This window comes from Microcoleus sp. MOSTC5, assembly GCF_036701825.1.
GTDB classification, from domain to species: domain Bacteria; phylum Cyanobacteriota; class Cyanobacteriia; order Cyanobacteriales; family Microcoleaceae; genus Microcoleus; species Microcoleus asticus.
The window spans coordinates 1-17,439 of sequence record NZ_JAUBRK010000057.1 but is presented as its reverse complement, the minus strand read 5'-3'; the positions used below and the strand labels follow the sequence as shown (position 1 = coordinate 17,439).

The following is a 17,439-nucleotide window of genomic DNA, read 5'->3' as shown; positions in this document are numbered from 1 at the left end:
CATAGTGGTGAGGAGTTGAAGATGTTGGTGTTATTCAAAAGCGTCCTGGGACGCGGTTCGATTGTCTTTGGATTGCTGCTGCTGTTTGCTCAAGCGGCGAGGGCGACTGAATCGCTGCCAGAATCGCCATCGCTCCATAACGTGGAGTCGATCGCCCCCGACCACCTCCCCCAGTCTGCCGAGTCGCCGATTGTCCCAGAACAAAGCCTGCTGCCTCAAAACAGCGAGGCCCAAACTGCTGAGGTTTCTGCACCCGCGCCATCAGCAGATAACGATACGGCTGCTTCCCCAAAGGTCGCGAGGGCTACTGAATCTTTGCCTGAATCGCCATCGCTCGATAACGTGGAGTCGATCGCCCCCGATCATCTCCCCCAGTCTGCTGAGTCGCCGATCGTCCCAGAACAAAGCCTGCTGCCTCAAAACAGCGAGGCCCAAACTGCTGAGGTTTCTGCACCCGCGCCATCACCGGGTAACGATACGGCTGCTTCCCCACAGGCGGCGAGGGCGACTGAATCGCTGCCTGAAGCGTCATTATTGCGCGATCGTCCCCTTTCGGTAGCAGACAACAACCCCCTGTCTGCCGAGCCGCCGATCGTCCCCCAGCAGGGGCTGCTGGCTCAAAACAGCGAAGCCCAAACCGCTGAGGTTCCTTCACCCGCGCCATCAGCGGGTAACGGTACGGCTGATTCCCAGCAACAGATTCAGGACGATGCGCTGGAAAACAGCCTTAAAGGTCAAGTAACATCGGTTTCCCAGCTTTCAGATGTCAAGCCGACAGATTGGGCCTTTCAGGCATTGCAATCCCTGGTCGAGCGCTACGGTTGCATCGCTGGTTATCCCGATGGAACCTATCGAGGCAACCGCGCCCTGACGCGCTTCGAGTTCGCCGCTGGCTTAAACGCCTGTCTCGACCGGGTGACTGAACTCATTACCACTGGCCCCGCCAACTTGGCGAACAAAGAAGACCTAGCAATTCTGCAAAAACTGCAAGAAGAATTTGCCGCTGAACTAGCAACCCTGCGGGGGCGAGTCGATGCGTTGGAAGCCCGCACTGCAAATCTAGAAAGCAATCAGTTCTCGACTACAACCAAACTGAATGGGTATGTTTTGTTCAACTTGGTAAATGCCTTTGGCGCGGACAAAAAGGCTGATGGTTCGGGGCGAGATGTGGACGATGGCACAACTTTCTCCGATCGGGTGCGTCTGATTCTGACCAGCAGCTTCACCGGCAAAGATAAGCTGATTATCCGACTGCAAGCCGGCAATACGCCGAGTTTTGCCGATGCGACTGGCACAAGAATGGCGAATCTGGCGTTTCAGGATGGCGGCGGTAATTCGCTGAGAGTTAACCAGCTCGAGTATCGCTTTCCGTTGGGCGAGCGGGGCACCTTTTTCTTAGAAGCCATAGGCTTTCTGGATTTATTTGTCCCGACATTGCACCCGCTAGACGGCGATTACGATACGGTGCTGACTGGATTTGCCCTGCGCAGTCCCATTTACTTTCCCAGCGGGCTTTCTGGGGCGGGCTTTAACTACAACCTCACCGACAAAATCAACATTGGCGGCGGTTATTTGGCAGGAACCCCCACAGCCAACAATCCCAGTCAGGGACAAGGATTGTTCAACGGCCCCTACGGTGCGTTGGCTCAGATCACATTTCGACCCACGTCTCAGGCAGCCATTGCCTTCACTTACCTGAACGCCTACGACGATGGCAACATCAATGCACCTGCAGGAGGGTACTTTGGCAGCAAAAATGCCACTCAACCCTTTGGAACAGATAACGCCCTGACGCATGGCTACGGAATAGAAGCACAGTATGCCTTCAGTCCTAAATTTATCCTGAGTGGCTGGTACTATCTGGCCAACACGACTTCTAAGTCGGGGGTGACGAAAGGTGCCGATGCCACCGTTCAATCCTGGGCGGTCGCGCTGGCTTTTCCCGATGTATTTAAAGAAGGCAACTTAGGCGGCATTACGTTGGGTATGCCTTCTAAAGTCACCAGCAACGATGTTGGTTTGTTTGAGGATAGAAGCACCTCCTTCATGGTGGATGCGTTCTATAGGTATCAAATCAATGACTATATTGCGGTTACACCCGGTCTGGTAATGATTACAAATCCCGACCACAATAGTCGAAACGATACGGTGTTCATCGGTGTAATTAGAACCAGCTTCAGTTTCTAGCACTTTCAATTTCTAGCTCTCTCAGAAGCTTTCTCACCAACCCTATACCTAACCTGGAGTTAGCCATGAAAGCAACTCAAAATCTCCCAACATCTTCACCGCCAGTCCGTCCCAGTCGAGCCAAGCCGTTCAACTGGAAAGCACTTCAACCCTACCTGTTGGTATCACCGCAAACGCTGGTGCTGCTGCTATTTTTGGTATTGCCGATCGCAGCAATTATTACGGTTAGCTTTTGGAACTTCAACGGATATTCTATGGTTCCCGGCTTTACGCTGGCGAATTACATCACGGTCTTTACCTCCAAAGTCACAGTCGCAACTTATCTCAATACGTTTAAGTTTGCGGCAATTGTGTGGTTGATTTGTTTGCTGATTAGTTATCCGGTTGCCTACTTTCTATCGTTTCACATTCAGAATTCAAAATGGCAAACGATTCTGTTTTTGATCTGCACTGTTCCATTTCTGACATCGAATATTATTCGGATGATTTCTTGGATTCCATTTTTAGGACGGGAAGGGCTGCTCAACCAGGCATTGATGGGATTGCACCTCACCGATAAGCCTATTGAAATGTTTCTGTTCTCCGACTTTTCGGTGATATTAGCGATGGTGCATCTCTATGCCCTGTTTATGGTGGCACCGATTTTCAACAGCATGATGCGAATCGATCGAGCGCTGGTTTCTGCGGCTGAAGATGCAGGCGCTTCGCCCTTTCAAATTCAGCAAGAAATTATTTTGCCGCTGTCGGCATCGGGAATTGCGATCGGCACTATTTTTATCGTCACGTTGGTGATGGGAGAGTTCGCCACGGTACGCCTGATGGGCGGCGGACAGGTTGCCTCGGTAGGAAACTTGATTAAAAACCAGATCGGCAGTTTGCAATATCCCCTCGCGGCCGCGAATGCAGTGATTCTGCTGATTGTTACCTTGATTTTGGTGTCTGCTATTTTGCGCGTTGTCGATATTCGTAAAGAACTGTAGAGGAATTATGGAAGGGAAAAAACGCCCGCTATCCTATTACTTTCTGGCTGCCTTCTTTGGACTGTTTGTTTTGTTTCTGTACGGCCCGATGTCAGCCGTTTTTATCCTGTCACTGCAAGGCCCTGAAGGCAATTTAACTTTTCCCATGAAAGGGTTTAGCTTGATGTGGATGCAATCGGTATTTGAAGAACAACGGGTAGGCAACTTTACCGATGCCTTCTGGCGATCGCTCTGGTTGGGATTGATTGTGATGGTGTTGACCGTCATCACCAGCGTCATGTCAGGGATGGCGTTTCGCAGCCGCTTTAAAGGAGCTAATTGGATTTTTTACCTCACCATTTCTAGCCTGATTGTTCCCAGTATTTTGATTTCGTTAGGGATTGCGGTTGTGTTCAACTTAGCGGGTTTAGGAAATGCCTGGTATACCTCAGCGTTAGGAGCGCATCTTACCTGGACTATACCGTTTGCGTTCTTAATTATGCTGGGGATTTTCGGGCGGTTTAATCCAGCTTATGAAGAAGCTTCCCGCGACTTGGGTGCAAACGATACCACCACATTTTGGCAAATTGTTTTTCCTCTGATTGCTTCTAGTGTGATTGGGGTGGCGTTCCTGAGTTTTACCTTGTCCTACGATGAATTCACGCGCACTTCTCTGGCGTCGGGAGACACTAATACCCTGCCCCTAGAAATCTTTGGAATGACTACCAACGTCACGTCTCCTGCCCTATACGCTTTGGGTACTCTGACAACTATTTTCTCCTTTGCATTGATTGGATTTGCTTTATTTGCGATCGCTTATCTGTCAAATCGTCAGAGCAAGCCCAAGCGCGAGTAGACATCCCATCCAATAATTCTCATACCCTTGGGACGATCGCAAATCCGCGATCGTTTTACTTTGTTTCTAAAATTAAAAAATCTCCGGTTCGACAGCGATCGCCGGATACTCAATCTTCGCTAGCAGATTATGTGAGAAACTTAGGTCGTGAACCTGCGATCGCCGGATTTGAAGCAAAACCTGTAGCGGTATTGGTGGCGATCGCAGATATTGAGAGTGTTTTTTGAAGCCACAATCAAAAATTTCATAAAATCATTGAAACTTCGCGACAGGAATAAAAATCTGGCAGTACGAGTTCGAGTGCAGAAGTGCGAAAAAAACTGGGTTTGAGATACAGCAGATTCCACATTTATGAAGTACACCCGCGTATCGTGAGCTTCCCCTCCCAGGACACGGCACTGCCGTGTCCCTACATTTCACAAACCTGGAATACGCTGTTTTAAGTCAGGAAAGTGCGACCGCCAAAATTACGATTAAAAGCTCAAAAATCCTAGATTAGGATCGCCAATTAAATAACTTACAATTTTAATTGTTATTGTGGGATGGGCGTCCCGCCCCTCCTTTTTGGACGGGCGGGACGCCCATCCCACAAACTTGTGGAAGTTATTTAATTCTCATTCCTTAATGCCGGATTTATCGCCGCCGTTTCTTCACTTGTTCGTAGGGTAGCAATGAATAATTTCAGAACGTATATAACTACCTTTTGAGTCAGATTCCATCAATTCCAAGCAGACAGTCTTGGGGATTTCAAAGTATCGATATGTCTTGCCGCTATTCAAAAGAATTTCCAAGGTGGAAGTTGTTTCGTCATAACCCACAGCTTGGATAGTCCTAAATTCGACTGGTTCTAGTTTCATGGTAATTTTGCAATCCATTTCTATAAATATTTATAGCCGATCGCCAGAGAAGTTAAGTCAGCCCGCCTAAATACCCAGATCCCCGACTTCTTTAAGAAGTCGGGGATCTAATAGCGATCGCGTCTTAATTTCCCTTAAAATAACTTCTACTCCTCTCAATCTAAAATCCAAAATCCAAAATCCAAAATCGAAATGACTCATTCCACCGATATCGTCACCCTCGGCCGCTGGATGGCCGCCGACTTCAGCAACCAAGCCCAAGCCTTTGAAAACCCGCCCTTCTTCGCCCACATCCGCGTCTGCATGAGACCTTTGCCCGTCGAAGTTCTGGATGGACTCAGCTTGTACCTAGAACAAGCCTACGATATTGAACTGAATGTACCGTACCGAGTCCGAGTTTTAAAATTAGTCCCGGTGGGCGATCGAATCGACATCGAAAATTATGCCATAGAAAACGAAGAACAATTCTACGGCGCTTCCCGCGACCCGCAACGGCTGCAAGAAATCAAAAAAGCACAACTGACACTGCTTCCCGGCTGCACCTTTATTACGCAGTGGACGGGCAACAGCTTCAAAGGGTTTGTCGAACCCGGAAAAGGCTGTGCCGTGGTCAGAAAGGGCAAAAAAACTTATCTAGACAGCGAATTCGAGATTGACCAAGACAAATTTATTAGCCACGATCGCGGACGCGACCCAGAAACCGACGCCCACGTCTGGGGAGCCCAGGCCGGCCCCTTTGAATTCACCCGCCGCGCCAGTTTCGCCGACGAAATTCCGGTTTAATCCAAAAAAACTAAGTCCCTCCTGGGCGAACACGCTTGATTAAAGGTTCAGAATGTACCATTACCTGGTACATTAACCCAGTATTGGCAAGCAAGATTCACCGTTGATTTATGAAAGTCCTGGTTATTGGTGGCGATGGCTATTGCGGTTGGGCAACCGCACTCTACCTTTCTAACAAGGGTTACGAAGTTGGCATCCTCGACAGCTTCGTGCGGCGGCACTGGGATCTGGAACTGTGCAGCGACACCCTCACTCCCATCGCACCGATTCAGCAACGACTCCAGCGATGGCAAGATTTAACGGGCAAGTCGATCGACTTGTTCGTCGGTGACATCACCAACTACGATTTTCTCAGCAAAAGCATGAGAAAATTTGCACCAGAGGCGATCGTCCATTTTGGCGAACAGCGTTCAGCCCCCTTCTCAATGATCGATCGCGAACACGCAGTCCTCACCCAAGTCAATAACGTTGTCGGGACACTCAACCTGCTGTACGCCATCCGCGAAGATTTCCCCGACTGTCACCTAGTGAAATTGGGGACAATGGGCGAATACGGCACGCCGAATATTGATATTGAAGAAGGCTACATCACGATCGAACACAACGGCCGCAAGGATACACTGCCCTATCCCAAACAACCAGGCAGTTTCTACCACCTGTCAAAAGTCCACGACTCCCACAACATCCATTTTGCTTGCAAAATCTGGGGTTTAAGAGCCACCGACCTAAATCAGGGCGTAGTCTACGGCGTGCTCACAGATGAAACCGGCATGGACGAACTGTTGATCAACCGTTTGGACTACGACGGAGTATTCGGTACAGCATTGAACAGATTTTGCATCCAAGCTGCGATCGGTCATCCTCTGACTGTTTACGGAACTGGCGGACAAACCCGCAGTTTCTTAGACATTCGGGATACCGTGCGGTGCGTGGAATTGGCGATCGCCAACCCCGCCGAAGCCGGACAATTCCGAGTCTTCAACCAATTCACCGAACTATTCAGCGTCGGCGACTTAGCCTCATTGGTGCAAAAAGCAGGCACGGCAATGGGATTAAAAGTAGAAATCAACAACATCGAAAATCCCAGAGTCGAGAAAGAAGAACATTATTTCAATGCCAAAAACACCAACTTGCTAGACCTCGGCTTGCAACCGCACTACCTCTCAGATTCCCTGCTCGATTCTCTGCTGAATTTTGCCACAAAATATCAGCACCGCGTCGATAAAAATCAGATTTTGCCGAAGGTTTCTTGGAAGTAAGTTCTGGTATATACCTGCGGGGTAAGAGATTTTTTAACGAACCGCGAAGGCGCGAAGGGCGCGAAGTAAGATAAAAAAAGGGAAGAGAGGAGAAATGTTTGCAAGTTCTGAATCAATTTCGGTGTAGATTATTTTTTTCATATCTATCTTTTTTATCTTTTGCTCTGTGTTCTCTGCGTCCTCTGCGCTTAATTGAAAAATGGTATAAGGTTTTTACTGCTGGCTTTTTGGGAATAAAGCCGTGAAAAGTCGAATTCTTATTCGGTTGCTTTTGATTGTTCTGCCCGGATTTTTAGCTAGTGCAGTTTGTGCTTATTATTTAATACCGGAATGGGCTGCACTAACGGCGAGTAATCAAAATTACCGCGCCCGTTAGCTAAGGGCCTTCTGCTGGGGAAAAGGAAATCTTAATTGCTAAAACTGCACAGTAAATTCACAGAATTAATTGCTTTGCCGAAGGTGTGGGATTACTTTTAGGTGAAATAATTGTATCTATCGGAATTCACGGAGTTTGTACCTTACCGTTAGAAAAATATCGCTCGTAATTAGTGGCAATGAGTCTGCGAACCGAACCATACTTAAACCAGGCAAATAAATGGCCGAAAACAGGTCGTCACATTCTGGCACAATTTGACGAAAATACTGTTGTAGTGTACCAAGCTTACCGTCCGGCGATCGGTACTTTTGCAGCGGAACAAGGTTATTTCGGTGGGGAATTTAGTCTGAATCGCATGAGTTGGATTAAGCCCAATTTTCTGTGGATGATGTATCGCTCGGAATGGGGAACAAAACCCGGACAAGAAGTAATTCTGGCTATTTGGCTGAAGCGATCGGCTTTTGACGAAATTTTAGCATCGGCTGTCCATTCTAATTTCGTTCCAGCAGTGTATGGAAGCGAAAAATCATGGCAACAAGCTGTTAAAAATTCGGCTGTACGGCTGCAATGGGACCCGGACCATCACCCAAATGGATCGAAAATGGATCGGCGGGCAATTCAACTCGGTTTGCGCGGCAGTGTTTTAGCTAGTTACGCGCAAGAATGGATTGTTAAAATTGAGGATATTTCCCAATTCGTACAGCAACAGCGTCAATATAACGGAGGCGATAGCACGCAATTACTGACTCCTTGTGAGACAGTGTATCCTGTCATCGACCCCGACATCTCCCAGAGGCTAGGATTATCGGCTCTCTAAGTAACTTACTTTTATGAAAATTGCTCTTTTTACTGAAACTTTTCTGCCGAAAATAGACGGCATTGTCACCAGACTGATTCACACTGTAGATCACTTGCAGCGCGCGGGCGAACAAGTTCTGATATTTTCTCCAGATTACGGGATTAAAGAATACAAAGGCGCCCGAGTTTACGGTGTGGAGGGTTTGCCTTTGCCGATGTACCCGGAACTGAAAATGGCACTTCCTTCTCCGGCTGTCGGTCGCCAATTACAGCAGTTTAAACCGGATATTATTCACGTTGTTAATCCCGCTATTTTGGGATTGGGCGGTATATATTACGGCAAAAAGTTGAACATTCCGATTTTGGCTTCTTACCACACCCATTTGCCGAAATATTTGCACCATTACGGTTTTGGAGTCCTCGAACCTTTATTGTGGGAATTGCTCAAAGGTGCCCACAATCAAGCAGAATTGAATCTCTGCACTTCAACAGCAATGGTAGAGGAATTGAGAACCCACGGCATCGATCGGGTAGATTTGTGGCAGCGGGGCGTAGATACTGAAATGTTTGTCCCCGAATTGGCCAGTCGAGAAATGCGATCGCGCCTTTCGGAAAATAACCCCGACAGTCCCCTGCTGCTGTACGTCGGCCGCCTCGGTGCAGAAAAAGAAATCGAACGCATCAAACCAGTCCTCGCAGCGATTCCCGACGCCCGCCTCGCCCTAGTCGGAGACGGCCCGCACCGCCAAACCCTCGAACAATATTTTGCCGGCACCCCTACTAATTTTGTCGGCTACCTCAAGGGGCAAGAACTCGCAACAGCTTACGCATCGGCCGACGCCTTCATTTTTCCCTCCCGCACCGAAACCTTGGGGTTAGTGCTCCTAGAAGCAATGGCTGCGGGGACGCCCGTAGTGGCGGCGCGCAGCGGCGGAATTCCCGATATCGTCACCGACGGTGTTAACGGATATTTATTTGACCCCGCCGATGAAGAAGGATCTCTGGCCGCCACCCAGCGTCTGTTTGCGAATCCCGAAGAACGGGAAACCCTGCGCCAAAACGCTCGCCGAGAAGCCGAACGCTGGGGTTGGGCAGCCGCCACCGCACAATTGCAGCGCTACTATCAATCAGTGGTATTTGCCGAGTCTATGCCCAGAGCGGCCTAAATGTCAGCATCTGTAGCACCTTTAAACCTCACCGACTGTTTAGCTTCGCTGTTCGATCGTCAGTGGGTAGCGAGGACGGATCTCCTCAAAGAGCGATATAACTTTTTTGCTGCATAAATTACCGTAGTTATCGTGGTGTTGCGTTTACCATTAAACTATGAGTAGCTCTGTAGGAATGCCTTGCGCGCTGATTTCATAGCGCCCTTCACCTAACCGGATACGGTCGCCGAGTGCGCTAAAACAGTCACACCGCGCAGCAGCCGAGCACAGAGGGTCAAATCCACATTGCACTCTCGATCGAACGAAAGCTTGGGAGCTAATTTTCAGGCTAGCAGTGTTCCGAACTCATGTTCAGCTTTAATTGACGAACCCTCATCATTATCGAGGTTGTAAAAAAGATTGATCGAGCATATGTAACAAAAACAGAAGTTGCCTGCGCCACTGTTGAGCTCACGATTCATCAAAGCGACAAGCGACTGTCGGCGCGTTTCCAAACAACTTAAATCGTTTGTACCGCAGCAGAATCAAGCGCCGATCGACCTGCGGGTCAGTCTACCCCTCTGAGAAAGCAGTTAATCATGACATTCTCCAATGCTGGTAGCGTTCTGGCTACACTGACTCAAGTCAATTTTATGGGGGCATTGACCTCCCGTGTTAAGAGCCTGCCAGTTCCTGAATTAGTGTGCCTGCTGGACTTTATCACGGCTGAATTTCAGCAATTTATCCGGGCGATGGACCTGATTAACAATGAAGCACTCGAAACTCTCTTAGAGCAACTGTTAGATGCCTTCACTGTCAAAATTGGTCAAATTCTGCAAGCAGACCGGACAACAATTTTTTTGGTTGACTCCAACAAAAATCAACTGTGGCACAAAACAGTCGATGCACTTGGCGAAGATTTAGAAGTTCGTTTGCCGATGGATGCAGGCATTTTAGGCTACGTAGCAACAACCGGAAAATCGATAAATGTCGCGTCAGCTCGATCGCACGAGCATTTTAATTCCGAAGTAGACGAACCACCGGGCTACCAGATCGAGACCATTCTCTGTATGCCGATTTTTAGCAGCAAGAGCCAACACGAACCCGTAGCGGTGGTCAGACTGTTAAATAAAGCTGGCAATGTCCCCTTTAGCGAGGAAGACGAAGAGCAGTTCCAGGCTTTTGCAGATTCGATCGGGATTATTCTCGAAAGCTGTCAGTCTTTCTACGTCGTGGCCCGCAACCAGCGAGGGGTTGCCGCACTGTTGAGAGCGACGACTACTTTGGGTCAAAGTCTTGACTTGGAAACAACTTTGCGCGCTGTCATGGATCAAGCTCGCGACTTGATGCAGGCCGATCGCAGCACGCTATTTTTGTTAAATCGGGAAACCAACGAACTCTGGACAAAAGTCGCCAAGGCCGACGGCAAAACGATGGTGGAAATCCGCATTCCTGCTAATAAAGGAATTGCTGGTTACGTGGCTTCGACTGGTCAACCTCTAAATATTACAGATGCTTACGACGATCCCCGCTTCGATCCCTCTACAGACCAGCAAACCGGATACCGCACTCGGACTGTCTTGTGTATGCCGGTGCATAACGCTAAAGGTGAGCTGATCGGGGTGACTCAGCTAATTAATAAGAACCAAGGTACTTTCACCACTTCCGACGAAGAGTTTTTGCGAGCTTTTAATTCCCAAGCCGGAATGGCGCTGCAAAATTCTCAACTGTTTCAGAACGTGATGGTGGAAAAGCAGTATCAAAAAGATATGCTGCAAAGTCTTTCCGATGCAGTAATTTCCACGGATTTACAGGGGCGAGTTGTAACGATTAACGAAGCGGCGCTGGAATTATTGGGCTGTCCGGTAAATCAAGCTAAAAGCAAACACAATCCCCAGATTTGGGAAGAAAAACTGATCGACCGCTATGTTTGGGAAGTTGTGCCGATCGATAATTTGCAATTTCGACTCGAAGACAGTCTCCACAATGCTGCCAGACATTACGTTCCCGAACAAAGTTTAACAGTGGGACTGTTGGTGGAAAAAACCTGTTGTTCCGCAGAAACAGCAGCAGCAAAAACAGAAGAAGAAATAGGAGAAGAAACTTACATTTTGGCTGTGCCCGATCGCACTGACCCGAATTTATATTACGCTTGGGGCGAAAACAGCGCCTGGACTGAAGAAGTAGCGCTGGCAGAATTAGCTAATTCCCAATCTCTATTTTCGCTGCCCAATGCAGCCCGCTATCACCCTTATTGTCCGCTGCCCCTCCCGGCCTCTCGAATTAAAGTAATTGAACGCAGTTTGAATTTGACTGTCAACCCGCTGATCAATCCAGAAGGCGGGGTGCGCGGCGGTTTAGTGGTACTCGAAGATATCAGCCGCGAAAAGCGGATGAAAAATACGATGTACCGCTACCTGACTCCTGGAGTCGTAGATAAAGTGATGGCTTTGGGCGAAGGTGCGCTGATGGTAGGCGAACGCAAAGAAGTTACTATTTTATTTTCCGACATTCGCGGCTACACCACACTCACCGAAAATCTGGGAGCGTCGGAGGTGGTATCGCTGCTGAACGAGTATTTTGAAACGATGGTGGAGGCCGTTTTCCATCACGAAGGAACTTTAGACAAGTTTATCGGCGATGCTTTAATGGCCGTGTTCGGCGCGCCCCTGCCGCTGAACCCTCCCGAAAGTCACGGTTGGATGGCGGTGCAGTCGGCTTTAGATATGCGCAGGCGTTTGAAAGAGTTTAATGATTCTCGCCCCGGCGAAGATCCGTTTCGTTTCGGAATTGGGATTAGTTCTGGAGAAGTGGTTTCGGGAAACATTGGTTCCCAAAAGCGGATGGATTACACGGTAATCGGGGATGCGGTGAATTTGAGCTCGCGATTGGAACAGCTTACAAAAGAGTACGGCTGCGATATCATTTTGAGCGAATTTACATACAGTTTATGCCGCGAAGGGATTTGGGTGCGAGAGTTGGACAAGGTGCGGGTTAAGGGCCAAAATCAGCCGGTGGGTATTTACGAGTTGCTGCAAAATACTTCTGAACCCATTGATGGGGAAACCGTTCGGTTTTTGGAACTTTACAGCAACGGTAGGGATGCTTATATTGCTAGAAATTTTCATAAAGCTATTAGTTGTTTTGAAGCGGCTTTAGCGATACGACCTAGCGATCGACCTGTGGAAGTTCACATCGAGCGCTCCCTCAGGTATTTGGAAATACCTCCGCCCGAGGATTGGGACGGGGTTCATACTATGACAATAAAGTACGATATGATATCACACCCGAGTGACAAAATGTAAAAAGATTACATATTTTTTTTATATCTTCCTTATGACAGAGTTAACAAGTGGAAAAATGTGAAAACATAAATCGGATGCAAGATTAAAGTTAGTATTTATTTCCAGGCTAACAATTAAATGACTTATTTATCTGTTCCGAATGCCCCACAAGCCGATCGGATTCTGGTAGTAGATGACGCACCAGATAATGTTTTGTTGGTGCAGACAATCCTGGAAGAAGAAGGTTACGAAATTAGCACGGCAGAAAACGGCTTTTCTGCCTTGAGCCAAATTGACAAGTCAGCCCCGGATTTGGTACTGCTAGACGTGATGATGCCGGGGATGGACGGTTACGAAGTCACCAAGCGAATCAGACAAAATAAGGAATTGCCCTTTATCCCGATTTTGCTGATCACGGCTCACGACAGTGCGAGCGTAGTCCAGGGATTGGACATGGGAGCTGACGATTTCATCCGCAAACCAGTCGAAATGGACGAACTGCTGGCGAGGGTACGATCGCTCCTGCGGCTAAAACACAGCGTAGACGAGCGCAATTCGATCGCCCTCCAGCGCGAAGATTTTGTCTCCAGGCTCGCTCACGACTTGCGAACACCCCTCGTAGCAGCCGATCGAATGCTAAGTTTAATGCAGCAGGGAGCTTTGGGAGAAATTTCCCTTCCCATGCGCGACGCTTTCGGGACGATGGTTCGCAGCAACCAAAACCTGATCGCGATGGTAAATATGTTGCTGGAAGTCTACCGCTACGAAGCAGGCCGCAAATCCCTAAGTTTCGCTCCCGTGGACTTGCGCCAGCTTATTACGGAGGTAGCTGAAGAACTAGCTCCCTTAGCCGATGCTAAAGGTTTATCCGTAAATTTAGACTTGACCGAAAGTGCAGAAAGTGCACCGATTGCGAAGTATCCGGGCGATCGTCTGGAACTGCACCGCTTGATGACAAATTTAATCGGAAATGCGATTAAATTCACCGACTGCGGCTCAATAGATGTCAGCTTAAAAGCTGCTAATTCACCTGCTTATACTAGCTTCAAAAACCAACCGCTGGCATGGGTAATCATAGAAATCCAAGACACCGGCGCCGGCATTTCTCCCACAGAAAAAGCAAAGTTATTTGAAAGGTTTGGCCCGGGAACTCACAAGAAATCCGGTACAGGTTTGGGACTACACCTCTGCCGCCAAATAGTCGAAGCTCACCGCGGTACGATCGAGGTAAAATCAGAGTTGGGCAAAGGCAGTTTGTTTACTATTCGCTTGCCTTGTTAGAGCAGTATAAGTAACTCTAACTTGGCGCGAAATGCGCACATTACCGCTTATAATTAACTCAAATTGTAGGGTGCAACCTAAGCATATACTCGAATTATCGTTAATTTACCGGATGTCAGATAATTACTTGGCAACCGAATTTATGGCAATATGTCTAACTGTCCAGTGTGCGGTACTGAATACATAGAAACACCAGAGTTTTGCTCCACTTGCGGCTGGGATTTGACTCCCTACCCGCAACGTGCTAAGCCTTCCAAAACTTATTTAAAAAAAGAAGAAGTTAGATTGCAGTGGGCAAAAAAAATGTGGGAATTGGCCCGCAATCAACAAAATTGGTTAGCTAAATTTGATGAGTTGCAGGGGGAATTGCAGCAAGGTGCGATCGCCCGCACATACCTTCAATCTCAGTTAGAATGGGTTCTTTACCGCCTCGAACAACTAAACCCCGAATTGATTGTCAGCACTCTACTGCGACTGGAAGACAAAATCGGCGCCATACCTGACTCAACTCCGGCAATTTCCGAAGTGGGAATGGACTACCGACAACTGACAAAGCTATTAGAAACCGGAAAATGGCGCAAAGCTGACGAACATACTTGGGAAATCTTGCTGCAAATAGCTGTCAGGGAAGATGAAGGCTGGCTGAGTGCAGCCGATATTGACAGTTTTCCTCCTACAGACCTTCGCACGATCGACCGACTTTGGCAACAATACAGCAGCGGGCGGTTCGGGTTGAGCGTGCAGCAGCAGATTTGGGAAAGTACCGAGGCAAATTATACTGAATTTTGCGATCGAGTCGGCTGGAGAGTCAAGGAAAATTGGAAATATTACAGCGAGCTCTCCTTCAACGAAGATGCTCCCCCCGGACATCTCCCCGTCACCGCATGGAGGCAGCGCGCCTGTTACGGTGCTGGTAAACTCACCGCAGCAGAAAACTTTGCCCGCATCGCTGCGAAACTGGCAACTGCCGATCGGTAATCGTCCAAAATAAAAAATTCAAAATCGACATTAACTGCTATAATCAAAACGGTTTAGCAACTGGGGCTGTGGCTCAGATGGATAGAGCAAGCGCCTCCTGAAGAATCGGGCACCCTGCGAGGAAACTCTGGGAGTGAATGTGGTCAAATTTGGTGAAACCTAAAGAGTTCGTGGGTTCCTATGACTCTAAGGCAATACCAAGCCAAGCCTGAGTTCAGGGCGATTAAACAATCGCCTATATTGAAATCAGGAAGGTTTAGAGACTAGACGGTCACCACCTAAAAGCTGCGAGCATATGGTGAAGGTATAGTCCAGAGAGTGGGGAAACTCACACAAATCTGAAGCGCTAGGCCGCCGGTTCGAACCCGGCCAGTCCCGTTAAAAATCAAGAAAAATTAAAAGCAGGAGGGGGAAGCTTAGTTTTGCCCCTCTTTTTTGCATATCCGCTAACAAATTCGCCCAAGGACGAATACTTGCTTGAAGACGAGGACTTACGCAGAACCTCTCTCTATAGAATCCATCTGAAATCTAAAATCTGAAATCGAAAATCTCAAATCACCTTTTTAAGCCCCACCACAAGCGTAGAGTCAATCTAAAATCTAAAATCTAAAATCTAAAATCTCTGATCCCCCGACCCTTTTTTAAATTTTAATTTTTAATTCCTGTTAGTGGGCTCTACGTGCGGTATTTTTTGTTATGGTTCCTTTGTGAGTTACATAAAATTTTTATAGGTTTAGATGTGGTTAAAAATCAATTCAAACACGCAGCGTTACAAGCGTTTGAACACTTCACGCAGTTTTTGGTTCCTAGTAGGGCTTTTGATCGCCTGCTGGTTTGGCTATCAGCAGGTTAAGAGCGAATTTCAGAGACCCCAAGCTTTGTTAGTTCTAGGTGGGGCTACGGAGCGAGAGGTGTTTGCCGCCAAATTTGCTCAGAAGTATCCTGAATTGCCGATTTGGGTGTCGTCTGGGAGCAATCCGGAGTTCGCGGAATGGGTGTTTTCGGAAGCGGGAATCGAGTCCGATCGCCTGCACTTAGACTACAGAGCGGTGGATACGGTAACAAATTTTACCACCCTGGTAGATGAATTGAAAGCTAGAGGGATAGAGAGCGTGTATCTGATCACTTCTGACGATCATATGCGGCGAGCTCAGATTATCGGCGAAATCGTGCTCGGCAGTCGAGGCATTAGCTTTAAGCCTGTGGCAGTTCCGTCTGGGCGAACCCCCGAACCGGTGGAAAAAGCTGTTCGCGACGGTGCTAGAGCTATTCTTTGGCTGACAACCGGTTATACGGGTGCTAACTTCAGCCAAGCCAGAATTCAATAAACAAAGGAAAGCATTGAGCAAGTTTTAAATTTTTTCCCATTCCCTCTGGTTTTAAAACTTGTCTTCTATAGCGATTTAAGACACCGGGAAGACGCTGATGACCAATGCCTAACAGAAGAGAATAGAACCAGTAGTTTAAAATGAGTAGATGAACTTCAATAGCTAAAGTTAATGACCGACCAAATTCTGCCGCAAGTTCTGGAGCAAATTTTGAGTGACAGCAAGAGTGCGGATGCTGTTTTTTCGGCTTTGGTACCGGCTTTAGGCGAGGTGTTAAATTGCGATCGGGTCTTTCTCTACCTCCGCAATCCTGAAACCCAAACTGGCAGAGTACCTTACTGCTGGCGTCGCAACTCGAACATTCCAGAGGTTTGGGACGCAGAATGGAAAAAAGAACCGGAATCTTTAGGGGAAGAAGACCCTTTGTTTGCAGCAGCTTTGCGAACTGAACCTTCGATTTTTGTTGAGGATGTTGAAACAGCGAATCCTGAAGTTGTCAACAAAGATTTTGAGGCAAAAAATTTCGGACATCGAGCTTTGATTCACGCTCACCTTTGTTCTGATGGCTTATTGTGGGGGGTTTTGCAGCCTTGTATGTTCGATCGCCCCAGAGTTTGGACTGACTTTGAAGGCCAAGTTATCGCAGCAGTTACAGAAAAAATTTCGCCTTTAGCTGTCGCTTATGTGACGGCCTCAGGATCAAAAGATGAGCCATAAAAATCAATAATTTACTTGTAGGGATCGGGTGGGCAATCAATGAATGTCAACTTAAGACTAAAACCACGTCTCGCTCGGGGTTTTAGCCGAATCTCAATCCCCTTTCCGGCAGACGAAATACCGTTTCCGATCCCCCCTTTTTAAGTTAGGGGGGATCGATGCGCTAATTTTCAAACAAAAGTCGGGTACTAAATTTGAGCTAATTGTTATCACCAATGGTGAGGTGTGCATTGCCCTAGGGATAGACTTGGTGCACAATTCTTGTTTAAAAAACGCCCCAATTTTGAATGCCCCGAGTGCTGAAAATCCCTTGAGCCCGACTAATATCATCCTCAGCGCCATCTACTACCACCAAATAATCGCCGGCGCGCAGGCGATCGGTGTAAATTCTAGCTGTTTCTTCGGGAATTCCCAAGTCCGTCAATGCCTTCACCACTCCACCGAAAGTCGCAGCCGCGACGCCAGTGCTTGCTACGGTAGCCACCAGTGAGGCGCCGAAAGTCCCCGCTGCAATCATCGGCCCGATTCCGGGAATAGCTAAACTTCCGAGACCCACTAGGGCGTCGGTTCAGTATTAGGAGTTGACAAAAAAAGGAATTTATGAAATTAGCCAGTGCATGAGTTCGAGTCT

At 47.9% G+C, this 17,439-nt stretch carries 14 protein-coding genes; 12 read left to right on the top strand and 2 right to left on the bottom strand.

Translation table 11 applies throughout. The features are described 5' to 3' along the window. The first annotated feature begins 21 nt into the window (after window positions 1-21). The 3 genes from QUA54_RS26010 to QUA54_RS26000 all read left to right on the top strand — a co-directional run bounded on the left by QUA54_RS26010 (window position 22) and on the right by QUA54_RS26000 (window position 4,002). Window positions 22-2,187: an iron uptake porin gene (locus QUA54_RS26010; protein WP_333416992.1), complete on the top strand. Its 2,166-nt coding sequence runs from the start codon at window positions 22-24 to the stop codon at window positions 2,185-2,187. A 65-nt stretch (window positions 2,188-2,252) separates the two neighbouring features. Further along, window positions 2,253-3,167: an ABC transporter permease gene (locus QUA54_RS26005; RefSeq protein WP_333200011.1), complete on the top strand. Its 915-nt coding sequence runs from the start codon at window positions 2,253-2,255 to the stop codon at window positions 3,165-3,167. A gap of 7 nt (window positions 3,168-3,174) precedes the next feature. Then, entirely contained in the window at window positions 3,175-4,002 is an 828-nt protein-coding gene (locus QUA54_RS26000; protein WP_190735759.1) for an ABC transporter permease, read from the top strand. A 650-nt stretch (window positions 4,003-4,652) separates the two neighbouring features. Here QUA54_RS26000 and QUA54_RS25995 read toward each other — a convergent pair. Continuing rightward, window positions 4,653-4,859, bottom strand: coding sequence for a KTSC domain-containing protein (locus QUA54_RS25995; RefSeq protein WP_333416991.1), 207 nt, complete (start codon window positions 4,857-4,859; stop codon window positions 4,653-4,655). A gap of 192 nt (window positions 4,860-5,051) precedes the next feature. On the opposite strand from QUA54_RS25995, the gene QUA54_RS25990 reads away from it, so the two are divergent. The 9 genes from QUA54_RS25990 (at window position 5,052) to QUA54_RS25950 (ending at window position 16,808) form a co-directional block, all read left to right on the top strand. Then, a complete protein-coding gene (locus tag QUA54_RS25990) occupies window positions 5,052-5,642 on the top strand; it encodes a chromophore lyase CpcT/CpeT (RefSeq protein WP_333416989.1) in 591 nt (196 codons plus the stop codon). A 110-nt stretch (window positions 5,643-5,752) separates the two neighbouring features. Next, the gene (locus QUA54_RS25985) at window positions 5,753-6,901 is read left to right on the top strand and encodes an NAD-dependent epimerase/dehydratase family protein (protein ID WP_333192592.1); all 1,149 of its coding nucleotides are present in this window, start codon (window positions 5,753-5,755) and stop codon (window positions 6,899-6,901) included. Window positions 6,902-7,455: 554 nt separating this feature from the next. Beyond that, the gene (locus tag QUA54_RS25980) at window positions 7,456-8,094 is read left to right on the top strand and encodes a DUF4291 domain-containing protein (RefSeq protein ID WP_333416987.1); all 639 of its coding nucleotides are present in this window, start codon (window positions 7,456-7,458) and stop codon (window positions 8,092-8,094) included. A 13-nt stretch (window positions 8,095-8,107) separates the two neighbouring features. Beyond that, window positions 8,108-9,241 (top strand): glycosyltransferase, encoded by a 1,134-nt coding sequence (locus QUA54_RS25975; protein WP_333416985.1) that lies wholly within the window; start codon window positions 8,108-8,110, stop codon window positions 9,239-9,241. A gap of 578 nt (window positions 9,242-9,819) precedes the next feature. Continuing rightward, on the top strand, window positions 9,820-12,525 hold the full coding sequence (locus QUA54_RS25970) for a GAF domain-containing protein (protein ID WP_333192585.1): 2,706 nt from the start codon (window positions 9,820-9,822) through the stop codon (window positions 12,523-12,525). 117 nt (window positions 12,526-12,642) lie between these two features. Then, window positions 12,643-13,785: a hybrid sensor histidine kinase/response regulator gene (locus QUA54_RS25965; protein ID WP_333416983.1), complete on the top strand. Its 1,143-nt coding sequence runs from the start codon at window positions 12,643-12,645 to the stop codon at window positions 13,783-13,785. A gap of 150 nt (window positions 13,786-13,935) precedes the next feature. Next, a complete protein-coding gene (locus QUA54_RS25960; protein ID WP_333416981.1) occupies window positions 13,936-14,763 on the top strand; it encodes a GUN4 domain-containing protein in 828 nt (275 codons plus the stop codon). A gap of 737 nt (window positions 14,764-15,500) precedes the next feature. Then, window positions 15,501-16,091, top strand: a complete 591-nt coding sequence (locus QUA54_RS25955) for a YdcF family protein (RefSeq protein WP_333192578.1) — start codon at window positions 15,501-15,503, stop codon at window positions 16,089-16,091. A gap of 171 nt (window positions 16,092-16,262) precedes the next feature. After that, complete coding sequence (locus QUA54_RS25950; RefSeq protein ID WP_333416979.1) at window positions 16,263-16,808, top strand: GAF domain-containing protein; 546 nt, start codon at window positions 16,263-16,265, stop codon at window positions 16,806-16,808. A gap of 265 nt (window positions 16,809-17,073) precedes the next feature. On the opposite strand, the gene QUA54_RS25945 is transcribed toward QUA54_RS25950, so the two are convergent. Beyond that, entirely contained in the window at window positions 17,074-17,364 is a 291-nt protein-coding gene (locus tag QUA54_RS25945; RefSeq protein ID WP_333416977.1) for a hypothetical protein, read from the bottom strand. Window positions 17,365-17,439 lie beyond the last annotated feature (75 nt).

Excerpts from the sequence above, each read along its gene's own strand:
- QUA54_RS25950 (WP_333416979.1), top strand. The coding sequence starts at position 16,263 with ATGACCGACCAAATTCTGCCGCAAGTTCTGGAGCAAATTTTGAGTGAC.
- QUA54_RS25965 (WP_333416983.1), top strand. The coding sequence starts at position 12,643 with ATGACTTATTTATCTGTTCCGAATGCCCCACAAGCCGATCGGATTCTG.
- QUA54_RS25970 (WP_333192585.1), top strand. The coding sequence starts at position 9,820 with ATGACATTCTCCAATGCTGGTAGCGTTCTGGCTACACTGACTCAAGTC.
- QUA54_RS25995 (WP_333416991.1), bottom strand. The coding sequence starts at position 4,859 with ATGAAACTAGAACCAGTCGAATTTAGGACTATCCAAGCTGTGGGTTAT.
- QUA54_RS26000 (WP_190735759.1), top strand. The coding sequence starts at position 3,175 with ATGGAAGGGAAAAAACGCCCGCTATCCTATTACTTTCTGGCTGCCTTC.
- QUA54_RS25975 (WP_333416985.1), top strand. The coding sequence starts at position 8,108 with ATGAAAATTGCTCTTTTTACTGAAACTTTTCTGCCGAAAATAGACGGC.
- QUA54_RS25985 (WP_333192592.1), top strand. The coding sequence starts at position 5,753 with ATGAAAGTCCTGGTTATTGGTGGCGATGGCTATTGCGGTTGGGCAACC.
- QUA54_RS25960 (WP_333416981.1), top strand. The coding sequence starts at position 13,936 with ATGTCTAACTGTCCAGTGTGCGGTACTGAATACATAGAAACACCAGAG.
- QUA54_RS26010 (WP_333416992.1), top strand. The coding sequence starts at position 22 with ATGTTGGTGTTATTCAAAAGCGTCCTGGGACGCGGTTCGATTGTCTTT.
- QUA54_RS26005 (WP_333200011.1), top strand. The coding sequence starts at position 2,253 with ATGAAAGCAACTCAAAATCTCCCAACATCTTCACCGCCAGTCCGTCCC.
- QUA54_RS25980 (WP_333416987.1), top strand. The coding sequence starts at position 7,456 with ATGAGTCTGCGAACCGAACCATACTTAAACCAGGCAAATAAATGGCCG.
- QUA54_RS25955 (WP_333192578.1), top strand. The coding sequence starts at position 15,501 with ATGTGGTTAAAAATCAATTCAAACACGCAGCGTTACAAGCGTTTGAAC.
- QUA54_RS25990 (WP_333416989.1), top strand. The coding sequence starts at position 5,052 with ATGACTCATTCCACCGATATCGTCACCCTCGGCCGCTGGATGGCCGCC.